The sequence below is a fragment of the Streptomyces sp. BL1 genome (genome assembly GCF_057628045.1).
Genome location: NZ_JBXYWZ010000002.1, coordinates 2477501 through 2499582, shown reverse-complemented (window position 1 = coordinate 2499582; position 22082 = coordinate 2477501). Strand labels below are relative to the sequence as shown.

Below are 22082 nucleotides of genomic sequence, written 5' to 3'. Positions count from 1 at the left end.
ATGACCTCTCCTCTGACACACGACGACCCCCAACTGCTCGGTCGCTACCGGCTACTGACGCGCCTCGGAAGCGGAGGCATGGGGACGGTGTATCTCGGTCGGTCAGCGGGAGGCCGCACCGTGGCTCTCAAGACGATGCACCCCCGCATCGCCGCGGATCCGGAATTCCGTACCCGTTTTCGCCTGGAAGTGGACGCTGCCCGCGTCATCGGCGGCCGCTACGGCGCAACGGTCGTCGACGCCGACCCCATGGCGGATACCCCGTGGCTGGCGACCGAGTACGTTCTCGGGCCCGCCCTGGACGATGCCGTGGCGCTCGCGGGCCCCCTGCCGGAGAGAAGCGTACGGGCCCTGGGAGCCGCGCTGTGTGACGCTCTTGCCCGGCTTCACCAGTCAGACGTGGTGCACCGAGACCTCAAGCCGTCCAACATTCTCCTGACTGCCTTCGGCCCCAAACTTATCGACTTCGGTATCGCCCGGGCGATCGGAGACGACCGGCTGACGCAGACTGGGACGGCCGCCGGGACCCCGGCGTTCATGTCGCCCGAGCAGGCCACGGGAATGGAACACCCCCCAGCCGGGGACGTGTTCGCACTCGCCGGTGTGCTGACGTTCGCATTGACGGAGCACGGTCCGTTCGGATCGGGTCAGACAGCAGACCTGCTGTACCGAGTACGTTTCGCGGAGCCGGATCTCACCGGAATCAACGCGGACCTTCGCTCTGTACTCGAACGGTGCCTGGCAAAAGCCCCGGAGCTGCGGCCGGGTGTCGAGGAACTTCGCGATCTACTTCACGACGGCCGGGGGGAGTTCGCCGACCACCTCCCTGACGTGGTGCTCGCCGATATCGCACAGCGGTGTCTCGATGTGTGGGAACCAGCCCCACAACGCTTGTCGGCACCCTCTGAAGAGCCGGATACGGGTTTCCCGAGAGAAGAGAAGCGGCACCTTTCTCGTCGCACTGTGCTGGCCAGCGCTGGGGGAGGCGCGCTCACCGTCGCTGCAGCCGGCTTCGGCACATGGGCCTACACCGAAGAAGGGGAAGGCGGAACCGACAACCGCCCCACAGCCCCCGGTGCGCGGCCCAGGAACGTCCCGCCGAAGGCACGTTGGCAGTCCCCGGTGTCAGACGTGAGTGCACTCAACCCTCCTCTTGTCGCCGGTTCCAATGTGGTCGCCGTGAGCAATGGCAGCCTGTTCGCGCTCGATACCAAGTCCGGCGAACGCCTCTGGGAGTCGTCCGATATAGCTTCCCAGGAACACGTTGCGAGCGATGGCCGGCAACTCTTCGCAGCGCGCCAGGACCAGGAAAGCCTGCTCGCCCTGGCGGAGGTCAATCTCAGGACTGGAGGGCTGGGCTCTGTTGTAGCGCAGGCCAAGGACTTCTCTTCACTCGATGCGAAGGTGCTGACGGCAACTTCGAGTTCGATCTATGTCATGGCTCCAGTCGTGCCCGACAAGGCGACCAAACGCAATCACGGTTGGAAACTCCTGCAACTCGACCGGAAATCCGGAAAGGTGAACTGGAAGCGCAGCGTCAAGGGCTGGAATTCCAGGATGGGCGGCACCGGAATGGCTGGAGTAGCCGCAGGGCGCCGCTTTCTACTAGTCGAGGATGACCGGGCTGCGGCCTACGATGTGCAGTCAGGAAAACTGTTGTGGGACGAGAAGTTGCCGAAGGAGAAGTTCGAACGAGCCGAGCAGATGTCTGCCGCGCAAGTCGCCGTATCGGGAAGCCATATATACGTCGGTTCAAAGGATGTTCTGGCAGTCCGGCTCGAAGACGGGGGCATCGACTGGCGGTTCGGCAGACGAACTGAGAAGGGGCACGACTCGGACGACCAGACGAGGCGCTACGGGCCACCTTCCCTCAAGGGACGCGTTCTGTATGTAGCGGAGGGGAACGGCCTTGTAGCGTTGGATGCCGCTAACGGAAAGCTCAGATGGGAGGAGAAGTCGACGGGCATGGCCCCCAAATTCGGCAGCCCTCCCATCATCGGAAAGAAGTACGTCTACGTGGTGGTCGACAGCCAGCGCTGGATCTCCGCAGTGGACCTGAGGACGCACACTTCCGCGTGGGTCTACAACGAGCCGAACGGAAGTTCCAGCGCGCCCAGCGTCGTTGTGGATCCGCGTACTCAGAGCATCGTGATGATGAACGAGTCCAAGGCCGCCGCCATCCCCCTCGAATAGTCCACCCGCACTCGCCGCCGTCCGCACGCAACCCACCCCCTCCAGGAGTCCCCACCCATGAAGCCGCTAGGTCCCGGTGATCCTCTCCGGCTCGGCCCGTACCGTCTGCTCGGTGTGCTGGGCGCGGGCGGCATGGGGCAGGTGTATCTGGGCCGGGACAACAGTGGCGGGACTGCCGCGGTCAAGGTGCTGCGCCCCGAGATGGCGCACGACGCGGAGATGGCGCGCCGGTTCGTACGGGAGGCCGAGGCCGCACAGTCGGTGCAGAGCAAGGGCGTTGCCCGCATCCTGGGAGCTCATACGGAGGGCGGTCGCCCGTGGATCGCCGCGGAGTTCCTGGCCGGGCCGACCCTGGATGACGCGGTGCAACGCTACGGCGCGTTCGGTGACGCAGGACTGCGCGCGATCGGCGCCGCGGTCGCCGGCACGCTGGCCGACATCCACGCGACGGGCCTCGTGCACCGCGACCTCAAGCCGGCCAACATCGTGCTCACGACGTCCGGTCCCCGCATCATCGACTTCGGCATCGCCCGGCCCGAACACGGCATGACGCTCACCTCAACTGGCCAGATCCCGGTCACCCCGGGGTACGGGGCCCCGGAGCAGGTGCTCGGTCATCGAGTCGGGCCGGCCGGCGACGTGTTCTCCCTGGGCGCCGTCCTGGCCTTCGCCGCGAGCGGGCAGCGCGCGTACGAGGGTGGGCACGTCGCGGCCGTCCAGTACGAGGTCGTACACGGCGAACCCAACCTCGAACGCGTCCCCCACGACCTCCGCCCCCTCATCGCCCCCTGCCTCGCCAAGGACCCGGCCCACCGTCCCCGTCCCGAACAGGTCGCGCAGGCGCTCGCCCCGCCCCGCAAGGCGGAACTCGCCTGGCGTGAGGGCCCGTTGGCGGCGGACATCGCCTCCCGAGAAGAGCAGGCCCGTCGTCTCGCCACCTTCCCCGGCGACGACACGCAGGCCCCTCGTCCCGGCAGACGCCGTGTCCTGTCCCTGTTCGCCGCGGGCGGCGCGGCTGTGGTGGCTGCCGCAGGTACGGGGGCGTGGTGGTGGCTAGACGGCAGCGACCCGTCCGACGCGTGGCGGGCAAAACTGTTGCCGGTGCCCAAGTCACAGGGCAACCCGCCGCAACCCCTCTGGGGTCCGGTCTCTTCTGCAGCCGACCCCAAGTCGCGAGCCCCGATGCCGGTGTACGACACCGTGCTCGTCGGTGCGCCGGACGGCGGTCTGCGTGCGTACGGGGTGACCGACGGCAAGCGCCGCTGGTCGCGCGCGAACCTCCAGCACTCTGCCCGTTACCTCGCTCCCACAGACGAACTCGTCCTGGCAGCCGACGACAAGGGCGCACTGTACGGACTGGACCCGCAGGACCAGGGCAAACAGCTGTGGTCCGCACCGGACGCAGACGTGTCCCTCCTGTTGGCCGCGGACGAGTCGGCGGTGTACTACCTGACCCGCCAAGGCCCTCTGCGCGCCCTGGAATTCGAGTCCCGCAAGCCCCGTTGGACCGTTCCGTCTCCTGTCCGTTCGACGCCCAAGGCGCTCGCCGAAGCAGCAGTAGGCGCCGGACGACTGGTCATCAGCGGGGCGGAAGGCATGGTCGTCGGGCTCAACACCGCGACAGGCAAACCTGCATGGCCCGCGCGCAAGGGACAAAGCCGCAAGCCCCTCGTGCCCTGCATCGCCGGTGAAACTGTCTATCTGGGCGGCAAGAGTCTCGCCGCCTTGCGACTGTCCGACGGCAAGGTCAAATGGTCACACCCCGCTGACGCAGCCGGCTGGACGGCACCTGCCGTACTCGGGAACGCGGTTTACGCGGCTGACGGCCTGGAACTGCGCCGCCATTCACTGAACGACGGCGAACAGGCATGGGTGTACCCGTTGCCGGGCGAAGGCCCGCCCGATGACCCGCCCATTGCGCAGGGGCACAGCATCTGGATACCCCTCGACGCCACCGGAGCAAGCGGCGTGACAACCGTCCGCACGGACAACGGCACCAACGCGTGGACGTACGGGGCCGGCCAGGCGGTCAAACAGACGATGTCGGCCGCCGGTAACCGGCTCTTCCTGCTACGCGGCGGAGAGTTGACGGCGATGCCGGTCTTCTGACGCCGCGAGCCGCGTGAGGGAGGGCGCCCCTCACGCTCTCCCGCCCTGCGGGCCCCGCCCCTCCTCCTCGATCTCCACCCGCTGCGCCTCCAGAAACACCCGAGCACTCTCCTCATGCGCAGCCCGCTCCGCCGGAGAAGTACGTTCCCAATCCTCCCGGAAAGTTCTCGTGCGTTCGCCGAGGGCCTCAGCGTAGGCGGGGACGCAGATCGCCTCGCGTACGCTGATGCGCCCGGCGAGGATCTCTCTGGACATCTCCCGGAGCACCGTGCCTGCGCCGCCATCAGCAAGCTGCTGCAAGTGCTTGCGGAGTATCCGGGCCTCGGCCTGGTCCCCCTGAACGAGAGGCAGGAATTCTTCGTCACCCACGTCTGCGTAGACGTTTTCGTGGTGCTGATTCATATGGCTCTGCCCGGAATCTCAGACTGCTGGACTGTTGTACGCGTTCCCCGGAAGCGGGAAATCGGCGAACTTGGTGGCGATACTGCCGCCGGCGCCGGCAATGAGAGCAACTGCGGCCTGGGCCAGTAGCTGGGCGTTGTTCACCTGCTTGGTGACCTCTCCCCACAGCTCGATCATCCGGGCGATCTGGATGGCTGCGGCCCCGTACCCGACTGCTGCTCCCCAACCGGTCCATGACAGGAGTGTCCCGGCAGCTGCGTAGGTCGCCGCGATCGCAGCCATGTCACCGATTTGACTGATGAGCGTTCCGACGGCCTGCCCTGCAGCCCACACCGCACGGGAGATGGTGTCGTACTGCCCTTTCAGCGAGTCCAGTTCGGACTGCAAGTCGTCGCACTTTTCCGCGATGGTTTTGAAGTAGACGAAGGCGGCGTCGGCAGCGTTTCCTTCCCACGTGCTGTCCAGGGCGCTGTTACCCGCCTCGATGTTGCGGCCAATGTCTGCGCAGAGCATCCCGAGATTACTCCAGACCTCGCCGCACTTTGCGTAGGCTTCCCAGTCGCCCGCCAGGTACTCCTGAGCCTTGTCTTTCGGGTTGAATCCGAATGCCATGTCGATGATTTCGTTGACCCAGTAGCTCGGGCTGATGAGGTCACCGAGTTCGTTGAGCAGTTTGAATGGGCTTGACCACTCTGCGGGTTGTTGCGGAGCGGTCAAGTGTGAGGTCGGCTGTACAACGTCTGTGAATCCCACGGAGGTTCGCAATCAATCTCAGCACCGCTTTGTACGCGGAAGAGTGGTATCGAAGCGCTCGGCTTGACGGAAGTCGGTCTCCCTGTAGTACGTGGCCACTCTTCCCAGCTCCTCTGACGAACCTTCGAGGACCCTGTGCAGCTTCTGGAAGAGAGACTCCACCTTCGGAAGAAGGTCGTCGTGTGCCTGGAACACTGAGAGGAACACGCCTTGGGACGTGGTCCCGATCTCGGCCTGCTGGGCGAGATAGCGCTTCGCGGCAGTGGAGTCTTCTGCTGCGCGTGCGACCATGTGTCCGAAGTCGTCGAGGTCTTGCTGAGTTACCCGAAGTGTCATCCGAGTCTCCTGGCCGTTCAAGGTGTGCGGTACTTATAGCATGCGTCCTATGAGCATCCACAACTCAGAAAATCGGCAACTCTCGGTCGGAGACCGCGGCTTCTGTATTGCCATGGCCATCGTTTCGTGCATGTTCGCTGTCTACTTCTGGCTGGCCATTTTCGTCACTCTGTCCCAGGGGTCATTTGTTCCCGCTGGACTCGTGACTGCGTTGGTATCCACATGTGCTGCGGTGTTCGGAGTGGGGGCATGGAAGAAGTGGCGCCGGAAATATGGCTTGTCGGCATTGGCTCTGATCCTCGTGGCGCTTCTGTTGGGGAGGTTGGCGCTGTGACTCACGGGCCGGTGAGTCTTGTCGGCTCCCTCTTTCGAGGATCCAGTGCGCAAGAGAATGAACACCATCTCGTGAAGCGCGCTGAGGCCGGCTGAAGCGTCGACGGAGGCGGACATGGCGGGGTGCGTGAGGGGCCATGATGCGGTCCACACTCGCTCAACCGCGTGAGGTGAGTACGCGTACCCATACGAGACAGGCCCCGCCACCCATGCGGGGACCCGTCAGGGGTGGAAGCGTGGTGGCATGTCATCGACGCCGACCATCCAACGGCCCACCACCGTTGCCTTCTTCGTACAGTCAGCCATCGCCTTCGGGCTGGCACTGATCGCGATGCTCATCGGCATCGTGCGTCTTCCCGTTGGTCAGTGGGAGCGTGGGTTCCTCGGGCTCGGGCTGGTCTTCCTCGTCTCGTCGACCTTCACGCTTGCCAAGTGCGTGCGGGACAGGCAGGAGTCGGAGGAGGTCACCAACAAGGTCGACAAGGCCCGCATCGACAAGCTGCTGACGGACCAGGACCCCTTCGAGCCCGGCAAGTTCTGACGGGGCGCCGGACCTCACCGCGCGCTGGGCCACCCCGCAACTCCGCGGTCGGGCACGGGTCCGCCGCTGTCCCGGAGTGGCCCGCACACAAAGGCAGACCCACGCATGAGGGGGGCCCGCGCCACAAGCGAGCCCCGTCCTGCACAGAGCTCCGGGGCAACGCGAGGCGTCACGCGCAGGGATGACGCCGTGACGCCCGAACGTGACGCCGACGTACGGCGCATCCCCGCAGCCCTCGCCCCGCCCTCACTCTAGGTCGAACTCCCCGTCCCGGGCCCCCAGTACGAACGCGCGCCATTCCGCAGCGGTGTACCGCAGCACGGTGTCCGGGTCCTTCGAGTTCCGCATGGCCACCGCGCCGCCTTCGAGGTAGGCGACCTCGACCTTCTCCTCTTCCGGACCGCCCGGCGCGCTCTGCCAGATCGCCCGGGAGATGTCCATCGCGTACAGCTCGTCCTTCTCCTGCTGCGTCCCCATGTGGCGCTCTTCCCTTTCGCGATGACGCTCTGAAGTGACGACCCGCTGTCGACGGTCGCCACAGTCCCCCTCCGCGGTTCCCGAAGCCGAAAGGGCCGTGCACCAGGCTACGTAACGAACCACCCCCGACAGGCGCCTTTCGCCTCACGCGACGTCAGCCGGGATCCGCTCAGCCCGTCTTCCACACCGCTGACGGCGCCGGGCGGCGGGCACCCCACCAGAAGCCCCCACGCCACGCCCCCACAAGCAACCGGGGCCCGGGCTCACGAGGCGACAACTCCTCATGAAACCCGGGCCCCAATAGAGCCACAGCCCGTCAGCGCTGGTCCGGCAGCCAGCCCGTCTGGACCAGCGGCGTGCCCCGCTTGCGGGAGACGAAGATGCCGCGGCCGGGCGGCATCGGGCGCGGCCGTACGTTGCCGAGGACGTCGCCCTCGCCCGGGTCGCCGGCCAACACCACGCCCTGCGCGCCGAGTTCCTTGATGCGCTGCATGAAGGGCTCGAACATCGAGCGGGAGGCACCTGCCGAGTTGCGGGCGATGATGAAGCGCACGCCGACGTCGCGGGCGAACGGCAGGTTCTCCGTCAGGACGGAGAGCGGGTTGCCGCTGGAGGTGGCGACCAGCTCGTAGTCGTCGACGACAATGAAGATCGTCGGGCCGGACCACCAGCTCCTGTCGCGCAGTTGCTGCGGCGTGACGTCCTGCGGCGGGGTACGCCGGTTCATCAGGTCCTGGAGGGCGTTCATGTGGCCCTCCATGGCGTTGGACATCGGCGCGTACTCCAGGAGGTGCGACTCCGGGATCGCGCTCAGCAGCGAGCGCCGGTAGTCACCGACGACGATCTTCGCCTCGTTCTCGTTGTACCGCTCCGCGATCTGCTTGGTGAGCAGCCGGATGAGCGCCGTCTTGCCGGATTCGCTCTCGCCGAAGATGAGGAAGAAGGGGTCGGTCTCGAAGTCGACGAAGACCGGCTCCAGGTTGTTCTCGTCGATGGCGAAGGCGACGCCGCGGTCGGGTGCCGCGCCGCCGTACGGCAGGTCGTGCGACGGCAGTTCGCGCGGCAGCAGCCGGACCGCCGGGGCGGGGGCGTACTCCCAGTGCCGGGCGACCGCCTGGTTCATCGCGGCGGTGGCCTCGGACAGTTCGTCGTCCGAGTGGATGGAGTCGATGCGCGGCACGGCCGCCATGAAGTGCATCTTCTCCGGTGTCTGACCGCGGCCCGGCACACCCTGCGGCACGTTGGCGGCGACCTTCCGGTCGAACTCGGAGTCCATCGTGTCGCCGAGCCGCAGTTCCAGCCGGTTCAGCAGCTGGTCCTTGAGCGCGGCCCGGACCTCCATGCTGCGGGAGGCGGTGATGACGACGTGTACGCCGTAGCCGAGACCGCGGCCGGCGATGTCGTTGACGACGCCGTCGAGGCCCTCGTAGTCGTTGCGGAAGTTGGCCCAGCCGTCGATGACGAGGAAGACGTCGCCCCACGGCTGGTTGTCCAGTTCGCCGCGGGCGCGCCGGCGCCGGTAGGTGGCGATGGAGTCGATGCCGTTGGCGCGGAAGTACTCCTCGCGCTTGTTGAGGATGCCGTAGACCTCGGCGACCGTACGGCGCACCCGTTCCGGGTCCAGCCTGGACGCGACGCCGCCGACGTGCGGCATGTCGGCGACGGCCGACATGCCGCCGCCACCGAAGTCCAGCCCGTAGAACTGCACTTCGTACGGCGTGTGTGTCAGCGCGAAGGACGAGATGAGCGTCCGTACGAGCGTCGACTTGCCGGACTGCGGGCCGCCGATGACGAGCATGTGGCCCGCCGCGCCGGAGAAGTCGCGGTACAGCGGGTCGCGGCGCTGCTCGAAGGGCTTGTCGACGAGGCCGAGAGGCACCACGAGCTGGCCGAGCCGCGGGTAGTCGGGCTGGGTGAGACCGCGGCCCTCCACGGGGGCAAGCCCCGGCAGCAGTTCGTCCAGGGGCGCTGAAGAGTCGAGGGGCGGCAGCCACACCTGGTGTGCGGGCGTGCCCTGCCCCTCCAGCCGCCGCACGACGACATCGAGCACCGTGTCGGCCAGTGCGTCGTCCTCGGGGGTGCGCTGTGCCGGCATGTCGGCCTGCGGGTCGGGGGCGGCATGCTGCACGGGAACCGGCGCGGCGGTGAACAGTACGGGCCGGCGGTCGACGGGCAGCGGCCCGCTGGGCATCGCGTTCCTGTCGGCGCCCGAGCGGTACACCCCGGAGACGTACGCCGCCTTGAAGCGGGTCATCTCATCCGTGCCGAACTTCAGGTAGCCGGAGCCGGGCACCGACGGCAGGTGGTACGCGTCGGGCACGCCGATCGCCGCACGCGACTCGGCCGCGGAGAACGTCCGCAGACCGATCCGGTACGACAGATAGGTCTCCAGGCCGCGCAGCCGGCCCTCTTCGAGACGCTGCGAAGCGAGCAGCAGGTGCACACCCAGGGAGCGGCCGATGCGGCCGATCTGGATGAACATGTCGATGAAGTCCGGCTTTGCAGTGAGCAACTCGGAGAACTCGTCGATCACCAGGACGAGTGACGGGATCGGCGACAGCGGCGCACCGGCCGCACGTGCCTTCTCGTAGTCGTGGATGTTCGCGTAGTTGCCCGCGTCGCGGAGCATCTCCTGACGGCGGTTGAGCTCACCGCGGATCGAGTCGCCCATGCGGTCGACGAGCGTCAGATCGTCCGCCAAGTTCGTGATGACGGCGGCGACATGGGGCATCTGCGCCATGCCGGCGAACGTCGCACCACCCTTGAAGTCCGCCAGGACGAAGTTGAGCGTCTCCGAGGAGTGCGTCACGGCGAGCCCCAGTACGAGGGTGCGCAGCAGCTCCGACTTACCGGAACCGGTCGCACCCACGCACAGACCGTGCGGGCCCATACCGTCCTGCGCGGCCTCCTTGAGGTCCAGCATGACGGGCTGGCCGTCCTCGCCGACGCCGATCGGCACGCGCAGCCGTTCGGCCTGCGACCGCGGCCGCCAGGTGCGCTGCACGTCGACGGAGGCGGCGTCGCCCAGGTTGAGCAGGTCCGTGAACTCCAGGTTGGCCAGCAGCGGCTCGTCGTCGTCCCCGCCGGAGCCGACACGCAGCGGCGCGAGCTGACGGGCCAGCGCCTCGGCGGCCTCGTACGACAGGTAGTCGGGCGTCCCGTCGTACACGAGGCCGTGTCCCGACTCCAGCTGCAGCTGACCGGGGCGCACCGAAACGGACAGGCTGCCGCGTGCCCCCTCCACATGGCCGGGGACCACCTCGATAACCGTCACGCCCTGCAGCCCCTCGGGGGAGGCGAACAGTGAGTCGGGCGGAACTGTCGCACCGTCCAGCACGAGGACGATGTGCGGCTGCTCCAGCGCGGGGGTGCCCTCCGGGTTGAAGCGCGTGCGTCCCTCCAGCCGCGGGCCCAGCAGCTCTTCGAGCTCCAGCAGGTGGTCCGAGATGAGCCGGCGGGTGCCGGCGCCGTCGGTGGTGCCCGGCACCTGCGTGTGCGGCAGCCACTTCGCCCACTCCCAACGGGGGCCCGCACCGCGGCCCGCGGCGACGGCGACGACCATGTCGTCGGGGGAGTGCAGTGCGGCGAGGGATGCCACGATGGCGCGCGCCGAGCCCGCCACGGAGTCGGCCTCCCCGCTGACGGTCATGTGGTAGAAGGCGCGCAGCGAGACGGCCATCGGCAGACCGTCCAGCGTGCTGAAGGTGTTGAGGAACTGGTGCATCGCGCCGGCCGTCAGCGGCTCCAGGTCGTCGACCGGTGCGGTCTCCGGCGCGATGAGCGGCGTCGACAGCTGCTGCGCGCCGAGCCCGATGCGTACGTGCGCGAAGTCGTCGTCGCTCGCGCGGCGCTCCCAGACGCGGCTGCCCTCGGCGGCCAGCGACCAGAGCTGGTCGGGGGAGGGGTGGAGGTAGAACTGTGCGTCGCGTTGCTTGAGTGCCGTTTTGCGGACTCTTCGCCGGGTCTGCGACAGATAGCGCAGATAGTCCCTCCGCTGGTCCGCCAACTGCCCCTGCGTACCCCGCTTATAACGGACAAGCATGGCAATCGCCATCGCAACGGTCGAAGCGACCATGACCATGCCCATGATGCGCATCATGGGGTGCGCGTTCGGCATGAAGAAGAACACCACGGACCCGCCCATGCCGAGCATGGGCAGCAGCTGCATCGCCATGCCCTCCTGCTGCCCGCGCTGCAGTTCGGGGGGAGCCTCGAGGGTCAGCTCCTCGCTGGGCACGTCGGGCGGCAGGGCCCGGGGCGGACGCTTGACGACGATCTGGCTCACTGCGCACCAATTCCCTCTTACGGACGGGACAGTTCGATGCCGGCGCCCCCGTGGCGACGGACTCCCTCCGCGCGGGGTGATGCTACTTGCACAAGGGGTTGCAGGGGAGCGGTAGGGTGTCGCGCGATGTGTGCGCACCAGCGAATCAGCACCGGCCGGCGCCACTGACGCCGGTGCGGCACGCAGAGGGTGACGCAGCCGTGTGCGCCGCGTGTGCACCGTGCGGAAATTCCGGGTCCACGTGTCCAAGCGCCCGGCGGCACCCGCAAGTTCGGTGAGAACCGGTCCAACGAGGGGGAACCACAGGTGAGTACGACGGCATCGGCAGCCGCCACCGGCTCCGGGACGCGGGCCACCGGCTCCGGGTCCGCCACCGGCTTCTGCCGGGTCACGATCGTCGCGCCGGACAGCCGTATCGACGTCGCGCTGCCCGAGGACATCGCGGTCGCCGACCTCTACCCGGAGATCCTCCGGCTGTCCGGTCAGAGCCCGGCCGAAGGTGCCCCCGTCGGCTACAACCTCGTACGCCGTGACGGCAGCGTCCTCGACGGCTCGCGCTCCTTCCTCGCGCAGCGCATCCACGACGGCGAGGTGCTGAGCCTGCGCCCGTTCGCCGACTCGCTGCCGCCCGCCGTCTTCGACGACGTGTCCGACGCCGTGGCCTCCGCCGTCACCCGCGACCGCACGCTGTGGAGCGACGGACTGATGCGCGGTGCGGGCCTCATCGGCGGCGGTGTGCTGCTCGCCCTGATGGCGTTCGTGCTCTGGTTCTCCGACCCGCTGAAGCATGACATGCACGGCCTGCCCGGCATCATCGCGGCCGCGGCCGGCGTGCTGCTCGTCGCCCTGGCCGCCGTGCGCGCCCGGGTGTACGACGACCGGGCCTCCGCCATCGCGCTCGGCCTCGGCGGCATGCCGCACATCATGATCGCCGGTTCCGGTCTGCTGGGCCTCGGGAACCAGGAGGGCATCGGGCGGCTGCAGTTCCTGCTGGGCTGCGTCGCCGTGCTGCTCGCCTCCGTCGTACTGATCGCGATCACGCCCAGCGGCGACGGCCCCTTCGTCGCCGTGGCCGTCGCCGCGACCGTCGGCACGCTGCTCACCTTCATCGCGATCGTCAGCGACATGGGCCCGGTCTCCGTCGCGGCGATCGGCGCCCCGGTCGCGGTGGGCACCATCGCCTTCCTGCCCGGCCTCTCCGCCCGCTTCGCCCGGCTGCCCATCGGCTTCGAGGCGCAGCGCGCGGAGAAGGCGTACGACGCCGACCCGGACGCGGCCCCCGAGACCCAGGGCCCCGTCGACGCCGAGCGCATCGCGGCCCAGGCCCGCCGCGGTCACGAGATGCTCGTGGGCCTCGTCGGCGGCTGGTCCGCCGTGGTCGTCGGCACGGCGGCCGTACTGGGCTTCTCCGACAACGGCTGGGGCCAGCTGCTCGCCCTCGCCACCGGCCTCGCGATGCTGCTGCGCGCCCGGCTGTTCCGCTACACCTCGCAGGTCGGCTGCGCCCTCGTCGCGGGCCTGTCCTCCCTGGCGCTGCTGGCGCTCGGCCTCTCCCTGAACGTCCCGGAGGGCGTCTTCAACCAGATGCGGGCCGGCGACACGACAGCGCTCGACATCCGTACGGTCTGGCTCGCCGCCGCCCTCGCCTTCGCCGCGGCGCTCGCCACCGCGATCGGCCTGATCGTCCCGCGCACCGGACTGACCCCCTTCTGGGGCCGCTTCATGGAGATCGCGGAGACCTTCGTCCTGCTGGCGCTCGTCCCGCTCTGCCTCGCCGTGCTCGACGTCTACATGACGGTCCGCGGCCTCATCCAGAACTGACCCGTACCGCACGCAGTACCGCCGCCCGCTCCCTCACCAGGGGGCGGGCGGAGCCGTCGTGAGGCGCTGATACCCTGGACCGGTTGCCGAGTCTCACGAAGTCTCCCCTGTGATGCAGACCAGGGGCGCTCGGCAGCCCAGACCCAAGGAGCATGTGTGTCGTCTCTCGATGCCGCGACCAAGAAGCAGATCATGTCGGACTTCGCCACCAAGGAGGGTGACACCGGCTCCCCCGAGGTCCAGGTGGCGCTGCTTTCGCGTCGTATCTCGGACCTGACCGAGCACCTCAAGACCCACAAGCACGACCACCACTCGCGTCGTGGTCTGCTGCTGCTGGTCGGTCAGCGCCGCCGCCTGCTGCAGTACCTGGCGAAGAAGGACATCCAGCGGTTCCGTGCCCTGGTCGAGCGCCTCGGCATCCGCCGCGGTGCGGCCGGCGCCCGCTGACAATCCGGCACAAGGGAGCGGTTCCCACTGACGGGGGCCGCTCCCTTCGCTGTATCCGCCGTATCTCACGGGGACCGGAAGCTTTGTAGGCTGGTACCCGTACAACCACATACAGGCACGAGGGCTGTGCCCGACGGGCAGTCACACCGACTGCCCGAACGGACAGTCACGTACGAGGCAGGGCGCGCTCACCCGAAGCCGGTCCTCGGTAGTGGCCCCCGGACACCCACAGAGGTGACCGGGTGCTTCGATCGAAGACCGGCCCGCACAGGGAGCGCTCCGCCGTAGACGGTCCGCCGCCACACGGGCAGCGGACACTGACGAGGAGATATTCCTGGTGGAGAACGAGACCCACTACGCCGAGGCCGTCATCGACAATGGCGCCTTCGGCACCCGCACCATCCGTTTCGAGACGGGCCGCCTGGCCAAGCAGGCCGCCGGTTCCGCTGTGGCGTACCTGGACGACGACACCATGGTGCTGTCGGCCACGACCGCTTCGAAGCAGCCCAAGGACCAGCTGGACTTCTTCCCGCTGACGGTCGACGTCGAAGAGCGGATGTACTCGGCCGGCAAGATCCCCGGCTCCTTCTTCCGCCGTGAGGGCCGGCCGTCCGAGGACGCCATCCTCACCTGCCGGCTGATCGACCGTCCGCTGCGCCCGTCCTTCAAGAAGGGCCTGCGCAACGAGATCCAGGTCGTCGAGACCATCATGGCGCTCAACCCCGAGCACCTCTACGACGTCGTCGCGATCAACGCCGCCTCCTGCTCCACACAGCTGGCCGGCCTGCCCTTCTCGGGCCCGATCGGCGGCACCCGCGTCGCCCTCATCCGCGGTCAGTGGGTCGCCTTCCCGACCCACAGCGAGCTGGAGGAGGCCGTGTTCGACATGGTCGTCGCCGGCCGCGCCCTGCCCGACGGCGACGTCGCGGTGATGATGGTCGAGGCCGAGGCCACCGAGCAGACCATCGAGCTCGTCAAGGGCGGCGCCGAGGCGCCGACCGAGGAGATCGTCGCCGCCGGTCTGGATGCCGCGAAGCCCTTCATCAAGGTGCTGTGCAAGGCCCAGGCCGACCTCGCCGCGAAGGCCGCCAAGCCGACCGGCGAGTACCCCGTCTTCCTGGACTTCCAGGACGACGTCCTGGAGTCGCTGACCGAGGCCGTGCGCGACGAGCTCGCCCAGGCCCTCACCATCGGCGGCAAGCAGGAGCGCGAGGCCGAGCTGGACCGCGTGAAGGCGCTGGCCGCCGAGAAGCTGCTCCCGCAGTTCGAGGGCCGCGAGAAGGAGATCTCCGCGGCGTACCGCGCGCTCACCAAGGAGCTCGTGCGCGAGCGCGTCATCCGCGAGAAGAAGCGCATCGACGGCCGCGGTGTCACCGACATCCGTACGCTGGCCGCCGAGGTCGAGGCGATCCCGCGCGTGCACGGCTCCGCCCTGTTCGAGCGCGGCGAGACCCAGATCCTGGGCGTCACCACGCTGAACATGCTGCGCATGGAGCAGCAGCTGGACACCCTCTCCCCGGTGACCCGCAAGCGCTACATGCACAACTACAACTTCCCGCCGTACTCCACCGGTGAGACCGGCCGCGTCGGTTCGCCGAAGCGCCGCGAGATCGGCCACGGCGCGCTCGCCGAGCGTGCGCTCGTGCCGGTGCTGCCGACGCGCGAGGAGTTCCCGTACGCCATCCGTCAGGTCTCCGAGGCGCTGGGCTCCAACGGCTCGACCTCGATGGGCTCGGTCTGCGCGTCGACCATGTCGCTGCTGAACGCCGGTGTGCCGCTGAAGGCCCCGGTCGCCGGTATCGCCATGGGCCTGATCTCCAAGGAGATCGACGGCGAGACGCACTACGTCACCCTCACCGACATCCTCGGTGCGGAGGACGCGTTCGGTGACATGGACTTCAAGGTCGCCGGTACGAAGCAGTTCGTGACGGCGCTCCAGCTCGACACCAAGCTGGACGGCATCCCGGCCTCCGTGCTGGCCGCGGCCCTCAAGCAGGCCCGCGACGCCCGTCTGCACATCCTCGACGTGATGAACGAGGCCATCGACGTTCCGGACGAGATGTCCCCGAACGCGCCGCGGATCATCACCGTCAAGATCCCGGTGGACAAGATCGGTGAGGTCATCGGCCCGAAGGGCAAGATGATCAACCAGATCCAGGAGGACACCGGCGCCGACATCACGATCGAGGACGACGGCACCATCTACATCGGTGCCGCCGAGGGCCACGCCGCCGAGGCCGCCCGCAACGCGATCAACGGCATCGCCAACCCGACGATGCCCGAGGTCGGCGAGCGCTACCTGGGCACGGTCGTGAAGACCACCACCTTCGGTGCCTTCGTCTCCCTGCTCCCCGGCAAGGACGGTCTGCTGCACATCTCGCAGATCCGCAAGCTCGCCGGCGGCAAGCGCGTGGAGAACGTCGAGGACGTCCTCGGCGTCGGCCAGAAGGTCCAGGTCGAGATTGCCGAGATCGACCAGCGCGGCAAGCTCTCCCTGATCCCCGTCATGGACGACGAGGAGAACGGCGAGTCCGAGGGTGACGAGTCCGGCGAGGCCGCCGACAAGTGACCCGTCCCTCCCGTACGACGGCCCGCCCCACTGCACCGCAGGGGCGGGCCGTCGCCCGTACCCGGCCTGTGACCCGCACCCTGCTCCAGGGGGAGAACGGCACAGGGACCGTACGCAAGACTGTGCTCCCCGGCGGGCTGCGGGTCGTCACCGAGACGCTGCCGACGGTCCGTTCGGCCACCTTCGGCATCTGGGCGCACGTCGGCTCCCGTGACGAGACGCCGGCGCTGAACGGCGCCACCCACTATCTGGAGCACCTGCTCTTCAAGGGCACCGGACGGCGCGACGCGCTGGACATCTCGGCCGCCCTGGACGCGGTCGGCGGGGAGATGAACGCCTTCACCGCGAAGGAGTTCACCTGCTACTACGCGCGCGTTCTGGACAACGATCTGCCGCTCGCCATCGACGTGGTCAGCGACATGCTGACCGGCTCGCTCATCGACCCGTCCGAAGTGGACGCCGAACGCGGCGTGATCCTCGAAGAGATCGCCATGACGGAGGACGACCCGGGCGACTGTGTGCACGACCTGTTCGCGCACACCATGTTCGGCGACTCACCGCTCGGCCGGCCTGTCCTCGGTACCGTCGACACGGTGCACGGTCTGACACGTGACCGCATCTCCCGGTTCTACAAGAAGCACTACGACCCGTCGCATCTGGTCGTCGCCGCCGCGGGCAACCTCGACCACGCGAAGGTCGTACGCCAGGTCCGGGCCGCCTTCGACCGCGCGGGCGCTCTCGACCGTACGGACGGCGCGGCCCCTGTCGGTCCGCGGACCGGCACCAAGGCGATACGTGCGTCCGGACAGGTCGAGCTGCTGGAGCGGCAGACCGAACAGGCGCACATCATCCTCGGCATGCCGGGTGTCTCCCGCAACGACGAGCGCCGCTGGGCCCTCGGCGTCCTGAGCGCGGCCCTCGGCGGCGGCATGAGCTCCCGGCTCTTCCAGGAGATCCGCGAGAAACGCGGACTGGCCTACAGCACCTACTCGTTCACGTCCGGCTTCGCGGACTGCGGACTGTTCGGCGTGTATGCCGGATGCCGTCCGGCACAGGTGCCCGACGTACTGAAGATCTGCCGGGACGAGCTGGACCAGATCATGGAGCATGGCCTCACCGACGCCGAACTGCAGCGCGCCATCGGCCAGCTGTCCGGCGCCACCGTGCTCGGCCTGGAGGACACCGGTGCGCTGATGCACCGCCTCGGCAAGAGCGAACTGTGCTGGGGCGAGCAGATGAGCGTCGACGACATGCTGGCCAAGTTCGCCGGGGTCACCCAGGACGACATCCGTGCGGTCGCCCGTGATGTGCTGGGCAAGCGGCCCTCGGTGGCGGCCATCGGTCCTCTCACCGACCGCCAGCAGGCCCATCTGCACGAGGCGGTCGCCTAGTCCGCCCCGGCGCCCTCCCTCTCCGAACACCCCCGAAGGAATGAACAGATGAGCAAGCTGCGCGTGGCCGTCCTCGGTTCAGCAGGACGGATGGGATCCGAGGCCGTACGGGCGGTGGAGGCGGCGGACGATCTGGAGCTCGCCGCGGCACTCGACCGCGACGACTCGCTGGACGCCCTCACGGAGGCCGGAGCGCAGGTCGCGATCGACCTGACGCACCCGGACGCCGTCATGGGCAACCTGGAGTTCTGCGCCCGCAACGGCATCCACGGCGTCGTCGGCACCACCGGCTGGACCGACGAGCGCCTGGAGACCGTACGCGGCTGGCTCGGGAACTCCCCGGGCACCGGCGTCCTCATCGCCCCCAACTTCGGCATCGGCGCTGTGCTGATGATGCAGTTCGCCCAGAAGGCCGCCAAGTTCTACGAGTCGGCCGAGGTCATCGAGCTGCACCACCCGAACAAGGCGGACGCGCCGAGCGGTACGGCCGCACGTACCGCGCAGCTCATCGCCAAGGCCCGCCAGGACGCCGGTCTTTCCGGCCAGCCGGACGCCACCACCACGGCACTCGACGGTGCCCGCGGTGCCGACGTCGACGGGGTGCCGGTGCACTCCGTTCGGCTGCGCGGTCTGGTCGCGCACCAGGAGGTCCTCTTCGGTGACGAGGGCGAGACGCTGACCATCCGGCACGACTCGCTGCACCGCAGCTCGTTCATGCCGGGCGTGCTGCTGGGCGTACGCCGTGTCGTTTCCGAGCCCGGTCTCACCTTCGGGCTCGAGCACTTCCTCGACCTGGACTGACGGGACCCCACGGCGTGCGCGCGAGAATCACCTACATCGTTCTGGCTGCCGTCCTGGTCGTCTACTTCGGCCTGGTCGGCAGCCGCGGTGTGCTGCTCATCGAGCAGGGCACCCCCGTCACGGTCGCGCTCGGCGCCGCCGTGCTCGTCCTGCCACTGCTCGGCATCTGGTTCCTGTGGCGCACCACCCAGTTCGCCCGCAACGCCAACAGGCTTGCACGCGAACTGGAGGCCGAGGGCGGGCTGCCCGTCGACGAACTGCGCCGCACACCGGCCGGCCGCATCGAACGGGACTCGGCGGACGAGGTGTTCGCCAAACGGCGCGAGGAGACGGAACAGAGCCCGGACGACTGGCGCTCCTGGTTCCGGCTGGCGGTCGCGTACCACGACGCGCGCGACACGCCGCGCGCCCGCAAGGCGATGGACCGCGCCATCGCACTGCACGACGGCAAGCCGGTCCGCGACTGAGCGGACCGGCTCACGCCGTTCTGTACGTCCTGACAGCCGTTCTGCACGTCCTGACAGGGGCGTCCGACTACCGCTCGCCGACGCCGTGTTCGGCCCCCCACGCCTCGATCACGTCGACGGCGCGGTCGAACGCTTCACGGCGCGCGAGGAAGTCCGCACTGTGGTCGGTCAGCAGCGTGCGCAACTGCGTGCCGTCGGCCCGTACGACAGTGAGGGCCTGGCCCTGCAGAGTGCGCGGCAGACCGAGCCATCTCACCGGCTGCTGAACCGTCCGTACGGCGGCGACCTCCGGCCACTTGAGGGTCACCGTGTAGCAGAGGCCGGCCTGGCGCAGTCCGTACGCGCTGACCCACACGCCGACACGCAGCAGCCGCAACGCGAGGGCCAGTACGAGCAGGCCCGTCACGATGCACACCACGGCTCCGCCCACCGAACCGAACAGGACGATGGCCAGGGCGGAAAGCATCACGAACGAGGCGAGCATGAGCAGCACGGCCGCTCCCGCGACACGCCACGGTCCCGGCCGGTAGGGGCGCCGCCAGTGGTCGCGCTCGTCGTACGGCAGTGGGGTTTCGGGCACGGCCGCACGGGCGTCCTGCGCACGGTCGGCCGTCAGAAAGGGCAGGGGCACGGCTGGTCCTCGCTCACAACAGGGGCTGTGAGCGAGGAGGTTAGCGAGCCGGGTGGGACCGGACCACCTTCGGGGGTCAGGGAGTGTCGGCTGCGGCGGGCACCGGACCGCTGCGGTCCTGCGCGCCCGGGTCGAGCGCGGGCCCGCCCACGACGATGGAGCCGACGAGACCGGCGACGACGGTCAGCCCGAACAGAAAGCTGCCGGCGCGCTGGCCACGGGTACGAGGAGGTTTGGGCGGAGGGGTGACGTTGCTGCGGAACCGGTCTGCCTCAGCGACAAAGGCGAACGGAACGGACTCTCCGCGGCGAAACATGACAGGAGCTCCTGACGAATCGGGCTGGATCTGCACGAGGGTGTACTTACAAGGGAGAACGGTCGGGATCAGGGCCGAGTGCCTGTCCTCGAGGACCGATGTGAAAAATATCAAAGGCCCAAGAGGCTTGTGACAGCGGGGTACTGAATCTCCGATGACAGTCCGTTTTGTCACGTCAGAAGATCACTAAACATCCGCAACCAGACATACCGTCAGGTCGCTTGCGTGCCCTGCCGTCTCTGTCGGTGCGGCGCCGTAGGCTGGGCGCGCCCTGGCAGACGTACGCAGTGGAAGGACCCCGCCAGTGACCGAATCCCCTGATGAGGCTGTACCCAGCTTCCGCAGCGATATGACCGTCGAGCTGGTCAAGCACAGTGCTGCAGACACCGATGTGCTCTGGGCGGCCCGCGTGTCGACGTCCGGCGAGCAGTCCCTCGAGGAGCTGCACAAGGACCCGGAGCGCTCCAAGGGGCTCATCAACTTCCTGATGCGGGACCGGCACGGCAGTCCCTTCGAGCACAACTCCATGACCTTCTTCGTCAGCGCCCCGCTGTTCGTCTTCCGGGAGTTCCACCGGCACCGCGTCGGCTGGTCGTACAACGAGGAGTCCGGCAGATACCGGCAGCTGCAGCCGTCCTTCTACGTGCCGGACGCCGCCCGCAAGCTCGTCCAGCAGGGCCGCCCCGGCAAGTACGAGTTCGTCGAAGGCACGCAGGCGCAGCACGAACTGACGGGCCGTGCGATGGAGGACACCTACCGCCAGGCGTACGAGACGTACCAGGAGTTGCTCGCCGCAGGCGTCGCCCGCGAGGTGGCGCGCGCCGTTCTCCCGGTCGGGCTCTACTCCTCGATGTACGCGACGTGCAACGCCCGTTCGCTGATGCACTTCCTCGGTCTGCGAACCCAGCACGAGCAGGCGGCGGTGCCGTCCTTCCCGCAGCGCGAGATCGAGATGGTGGGGGAGCAGATGGAAGAGCAGTGGGCGAAACTCATGCCGCTGACTCACGCTGCCTTCAACGCCAACGGACGTGTTGCCCCGTAGTGTCCGCATTGCGGTATTTCAAGAAGTTCATCTAGCCTGACGAGACGGCCCGGCACTGCCTGAACCCCCGAGCAGACAGTGCCGGGTCCTTCGCATACCCCTTACCGCGCGCCCGGAGTGCGACTGCTTTCCGCCTCTCGTGCGCCCCATATCCGCCCCGAGGGAGCACCGCACAGTGAGCTGCGAGTAGCGTGGACCCCATGGCTCCGACCTCCACACCGCAGACGCCCTTCGGGCGGGTTCTGACCGCAATGGTCACGCCGTTCACCGCGGACGGCGCACTCGACATCGACGGCGCGCAGCAGCTCGCCGCTCACCTCGTGGACGCCGGCAATGACGGACTGATCGTCAACGGCACCACCGGCGAGTCCCCGACGACGAGTGATGCGGAAAAAGCCCAGTTGGTGCGCGCGGTCGTGGAGGCCGTCGGCGACCGGGCCCATGTCGTGGCCGGAGCCGGCACGAACGACACCGCGCACAGCATCGAGCTCGCCCGCTCCGCGGCCGACGCCGGTGCGCACGGTCTGCTCTCGGTCACGCCGTACTACAGCAAGCCCCCGCAGGAGGGCCTGTTCCGGCACTTCAGTGCGATCGCCGACGCGACCGAACTCCCGATGATGCTCTATGACATCCCCGGCCGGTCCGGCGTCCCGATCAACACCGAGACGATCGTCCGCCTCGCTGAACACCCGCGCATCGTGGCCAACAAGGACGCCAAGGGCGACCTCGGCCGCGCCAGCTGGGCGATCGCCACGAGCGGCCTCGCCTGGTACAGCGGTGACGACATGCTGAACCTCCCGCTGCTGTCCGTCGGCGCGGTCGGCTTCGTCTCCGTCGTCGGCCACCTGGTCACCCCCGAACTGCGCTCCATGCTGGAGGCACACCTCAGCGGGGACGTCGCCAAGGCGACCGAGATCCACCAGAAGCTGCTCCCCGTTTTCACCGGCATGTTCCGCACCCAGGGCGTCATCACGACGAAGACCGCCCTCGCGCTGCGCGGACTGCCCGGCGGCCCCCTCCGGCTGCCGCTGGTGGAGCTCTCTCCGGAGGAATCCGAGCAGCTCCAGCACGATCTCGCGCACGGCGGGGTACAGCTGTAGACACCGGACTTCACAACTGCATACCGACGAACAACCGCACGTGCGCACACACGCGTACGACGCCTTGA

At 68.3% G+C, this 22082-nt stretch carries 19 protein-coding genes; 12 read left to right on the top strand and 7 right to left on the bottom strand.

Translation table 11 applies throughout. The features are described from left to right. A complete protein-coding gene (locus tag AC3AGO_RS10960) occupies positions 1-2193 on the top strand; it encodes a protein kinase domain-containing protein (protein ID WP_487819966.1) in 2193 nt (730 codons plus the stop codon). A gap of 57 nt (positions 2194-2250) precedes the next feature. Further along, a complete protein-coding gene (locus AC3AGO_RS10955) occupies positions 2251-4302 on the top strand; it encodes a protein kinase domain-containing protein (RefSeq protein ID WP_487819965.1) in 2052 nt (683 codons plus the stop codon). 30 nt (positions 4303-4332) lie between these two features. Here AC3AGO_RS10955 and AC3AGO_RS10950 read toward each other — a convergent pair whose 3' ends face one another. The 3 genes from AC3AGO_RS10950 to AC3AGO_RS10940 are packed head-to-tail and all read right to left on the bottom strand — an operon-like array spanning position 4333 to position 5793. After that, positions 4333-4704, bottom strand: a complete 372-nt coding sequence (locus tag AC3AGO_RS10950; RefSeq protein WP_487819964.1) for a hypothetical protein — start codon at positions 4702-4704, stop codon at positions 4333-4335. 18 nt (positions 4705-4722) lie between these two features. Further along, on the bottom strand, positions 4723-5421 hold the full coding sequence (locus tag AC3AGO_RS10945; protein WP_487819963.1) for a hypothetical protein: 699 nt from the start codon (positions 5419-5421) through the stop codon (positions 4723-4725). A gap of 54 nt (positions 5422-5475) precedes the next feature. Then, complete coding sequence (locus AC3AGO_RS10940) at positions 5476-5793, bottom strand: WXG100 family type VII secretion target (RefSeq protein ID WP_487819962.1); 318 nt, start codon at positions 5791-5793, stop codon at positions 5476-5478. 49 nt (positions 5794-5842) lie between these two features. Between AC3AGO_RS10940 and AC3AGO_RS10935 the strand changes: the two genes are divergently transcribed. Continuing rightward, positions 5843-6127, top strand: coding sequence for a hypothetical protein (locus AC3AGO_RS10935; RefSeq protein WP_487819961.1), 285 nt, complete (start codon positions 5843-5845; stop codon positions 6125-6127). Positions 6128-6370: 243 nt separating this feature from the next. Then, the gene (locus tag AC3AGO_RS10930) at positions 6371-6667 is read left to right on the top strand and encodes a YiaA/YiaB family inner membrane protein (RefSeq protein WP_487819960.1); all 297 of its coding nucleotides are present in this window, start codon (positions 6371-6373) and stop codon (positions 6665-6667) included. Between the two features lie 246 nt (positions 6668-6913). Here the strand turns inward: AC3AGO_RS10930 and AC3AGO_RS10925 are convergent, their stop codons facing one another. Further along, the gene (locus AC3AGO_RS10925; RefSeq protein WP_487819959.1) at positions 6914-7144 is read right to left on the bottom strand and encodes a DUF397 domain-containing protein; all 231 of its coding nucleotides are present in this window, start codon (positions 7142-7144) and stop codon (positions 6914-6916) included. Positions 7145-7460: 316 nt separating this feature from the next. After that, positions 7461-11429, bottom strand: a complete 3969-nt coding sequence (eccCa, locus tag AC3AGO_RS10920) for a type VII secretion protein EccCa (protein ID WP_487819958.1) — start codon at positions 11427-11429, stop codon at positions 7461-7463. A gap of 306 nt (positions 11430-11735) precedes the next feature. Here eccCa and eccD point away from each other — a divergent pair, with 306 nt between their 5' ends. The 6 genes from eccD (at position 11736) to AC3AGO_RS10890 (ending at position 18925) form a co-directional block, all read left to right on the top strand. Continuing rightward, entirely contained in the window at positions 11736-13250 is a 1515-nt protein-coding gene (gene eccD / locus AC3AGO_RS10915) for a type VII secretion integral membrane protein EccD (protein WP_487819957.1), read from the top strand. A gap of 156 nt (positions 13251-13406) precedes the next feature. Continuing rightward, the gene (rpsO, locus tag AC3AGO_RS10910; protein ID WP_487819956.1) at positions 13407-13697 is read left to right on the top strand and encodes a 30S ribosomal protein S15; all 291 of its coding nucleotides are present in this window, start codon (positions 13407-13409) and stop codon (positions 13695-13697) included. 337 nt (positions 13698-14034) lie between these two features. Continuing rightward, on the top strand, positions 14035-16266 hold the full coding sequence (locus AC3AGO_RS10905) for a polyribonucleotide nucleotidyltransferase (protein ID WP_487819955.1): 2232 nt from the start codon (positions 14035-14037) through the stop codon (positions 16264-16266). Continuing rightward, positions 16263-17657: a M16 family metallopeptidase gene (locus AC3AGO_RS10900; protein ID WP_487819954.1), complete on the top strand. Its 1395-nt coding sequence runs from the start codon at positions 16263-16265 to the stop codon at positions 17655-17657. The genes AC3AGO_RS10905 and AC3AGO_RS10900 overlap by 4 nt, the downstream gene beginning before the upstream one ends. A 48-nt stretch (positions 17658-17705) precedes the next feature. Next, positions 17706-18458, top strand: coding sequence for a 4-hydroxy-tetrahydrodipicolinate reductase (gene dapB / locus AC3AGO_RS10895; protein ID WP_487819953.1), 753 nt, complete (start codon positions 17706-17708; stop codon positions 18456-18458). A gap of 14 nt (positions 18459-18472) precedes the next feature. Next, entirely contained in the window at positions 18473-18925 is a 453-nt protein-coding gene (locus tag AC3AGO_RS10890) for a hypothetical protein (RefSeq protein WP_487819952.1), read from the top strand. Positions 18926-18992: 67 nt separating this feature from the next. Here AC3AGO_RS10890 and AC3AGO_RS10885 read toward each other — a convergent pair whose 3' ends face one another. Together AC3AGO_RS10885 and AC3AGO_RS10880 are read right to left on the bottom strand one after the other, a co-directional pair. Next, positions 18993-19556, bottom strand: coding sequence for a hypothetical protein (locus AC3AGO_RS10885; protein WP_487819951.1), 564 nt, complete (start codon positions 19554-19556; stop codon positions 18993-18995). Between the two features lie 76 nt (positions 19557-19632). Next, the gene (locus AC3AGO_RS10880) at positions 19633-19872 is read right to left on the bottom strand and encodes a hypothetical protein (protein WP_487819950.1); all 240 of its coding nucleotides are present in this window, start codon (positions 19870-19872) and stop codon (positions 19633-19635) included. Positions 19873-20221: 349 nt separating this feature from the next. Here AC3AGO_RS10880 and thyX point away from each other — a divergent pair, with 349 nt between their 5' ends. Continuing rightward, a complete protein-coding gene (thyX, locus tag AC3AGO_RS10875; RefSeq protein WP_487824613.1) occupies positions 20222-20914 on the top strand; it encodes an FAD-dependent thymidylate synthase in 693 nt (230 codons plus the stop codon). Positions 20915-21114: 200 nt separating this feature from the next. Next, positions 21115-22014 (top strand): 4-hydroxy-tetrahydrodipicolinate synthase, encoded by a 900-nt coding sequence (gene dapA / locus AC3AGO_RS10870; RefSeq protein WP_487819949.1) that lies wholly within the window; start codon positions 21115-21117, stop codon positions 22012-22014. The last annotated feature ends 68 nt before the right edge of the window (positions 22015-22082 follow it).

Excerpts from the sequence above, each read along its gene's own strand:
- AC3AGO_RS10935 (WP_487819961.1), top strand. The coding sequence starts at position 5,843 with ATGAGCATCCACAACTCAGAAAATCGGCAACTCTCGGTCGGAGACCGC.
- AC3AGO_RS10925 (WP_487819959.1), bottom strand. The coding sequence starts at position 7,144 with ATGGGGACGCAGCAGGAGAAGGACGAGCTGTACGCGATGGACATCTCC.
- dapA (WP_487819949.1), top strand. The coding sequence starts at position 21,115 with ATGGCTCCGACCTCCACACCGCAGACGCCCTTCGGGCGGGTTCTGACC.
- dapB (WP_487819953.1), top strand. The coding sequence starts at position 17,706 with ATGAGCAAGCTGCGCGTGGCCGTCCTCGGTTCAGCAGGACGGATGGGA.
- AC3AGO_RS10960 (WP_487819966.1), top strand. The coding sequence starts at position 1 with ATGACCTCTCCTCTGACACACGACGACCCCCAACTGCTCGGTCGCTAC.
- AC3AGO_RS10880 (WP_487819950.1), bottom strand. The coding sequence starts at position 19,872 with ATGTTTCGCCGCGGAGAGTCCGTTCCGTTCGCCTTTGTCGCTGAGGCA.
- thyX (WP_487824613.1), top strand. The coding sequence starts at position 20,222 with ATGACCGTCGAGCTGGTCAAGCACAGTGCTGCAGACACCGATGTGCTC.
- AC3AGO_RS10950 (WP_487819964.1), bottom strand. The coding sequence starts at position 4,704 with ATGAATCAGCACCACGAAAACGTCTACGCAGACGTGGGTGACGAAGAA.
- AC3AGO_RS10930 (WP_487819960.1), top strand. The coding sequence starts at position 6,371 with ATGTCATCGACGCCGACCATCCAACGGCCCACCACCGTTGCCTTCTTC.
- AC3AGO_RS10955 (WP_487819965.1), top strand. The coding sequence starts at position 2,251 with ATGAAGCCGCTAGGTCCCGGTGATCCTCTCCGGCTCGGCCCGTACCGT.
- AC3AGO_RS10940 (WP_487819962.1), bottom strand. The coding sequence starts at position 5,793 with ATGACACTTCGGGTAACTCAGCAAGACCTCGACGACTTCGGACACATG.